The organism is Streptomyces klenkii, from assembly GCF_003626645.1.
Taxonomy (GTDB): domain Bacteria; phylum Actinomycetota; class Actinomycetes; order Streptomycetales; family Streptomycetaceae; genus Streptomyces; species Streptomyces klenkii.
Genome location: NZ_RBAM01000223.1, coordinates 1 through 1,020, shown reverse-complemented (window position 1 = coordinate 1,020; position 1,020 = coordinate 1). Strand labels below are relative to the sequence as shown.

Genomic DNA, 1,020 nt, shown 5'->3' with positions numbered 1-1,020 from the left:
ATGAGGACCCAGCACGAGTGGGAACAGCCCGGCACCTACACGGTCACGGTCCACGCGGCCCTGACGGACGGCACCTCGGCGTCGGCCGAGACGACCATCCAGGTCGTACGGGAGGCGGAGGACGTCTACCAGTACCGATACGACCTCGACCAGGGGTGGGCGATCGACCTCGCCTCCCGAGCCCCCGACCACGACAGGACCGACGGCGAATGGGGCGAGACCCGCAACTTCGAATGGTTCGGCAAGGACAGCGAAGGCGGCGACGGACTGAGCACCCGCGGCTGGCCCGACAGCGTCACCTGGCTCGCGGAGAACGCGCCCTCCACCCGCGAGAGCTGCCTCACCTCCCCCCGCCCCAACGGCGACGGCACCCTCGACGGCCTCCACCCGGGCGAACGCTTCTGCGTCGTTCTAGACGAGTTCGAGGCCCTGATCACGATCATCCGGAACACCGCCGTACCGGGCGACACGACCGGACAGCTGACCATCGACGTGCGCGTCTGGGACTGAGCGGAGAGGGGACCGCCGTCCGGTAGCGATGAGTGATTGTGAAGCCCGAGCACCTGCGGGCGCTGACCATGCTGGGCGAGCCTTCTGTGCTGATCGCTTCCCGCGACAGGCGGCTGACTGTGGTCACCGCGGACGAGGCGGCGGACCAGCGCCTGCGAGGCGAGGCCCGGCGCTTGGCTACCCGCCGTGACTTGCTGGACGCGGGGCTGCGTATCTCCGAGGCCGCCCGGTGCCCCATCGGTCCGGGCGTGGAGGTATGCACGGCGGAAGCAGCCTCCCTTACTGCTGCCGAATGGCACGGGCATCGAGTCTGACATCGTCGTTACCTGCGCAACGGCGTAGCACCCCGAACTGGCTGAGCCCAGCGAGGGAGGTCGACAAGCCCAGCGTGATGGCCTGATGGGCGATCCTGAAGAGTGTCGGCGACGGCTGAAAAGTGGACCAGTCGGCGCATCCGCCGTTGGTGAGTGAGGCGGACTTCGTCACGGGCGAAAGCATCCGCGCGCCACG

Annotated in this window: 2 protein-coding genes; one reads left to right on the top strand and one right to left on the bottom strand. The window is 68.6% G+C overall.

Translation table 11 applies throughout. From position 1 onward, the window contains the following. The coding region (locus D7231_RS36870; RefSeq protein ID WP_120760581.1) for a hypothetical protein at nt 1–510 on the top strand (510 nt) is incomplete at its 5' end. 279 nt (nt 511–789) lie between these two features. Here the strand turns inward: D7231_RS36870 and D7231_RS37235 are convergent. Next, nucleotides 790–1,020: hypothetical protein (locus D7231_RS37235; RefSeq protein ID WP_206752014.1), on the bottom strand; the 231-nt coding region annotated here is incomplete at its 5' end.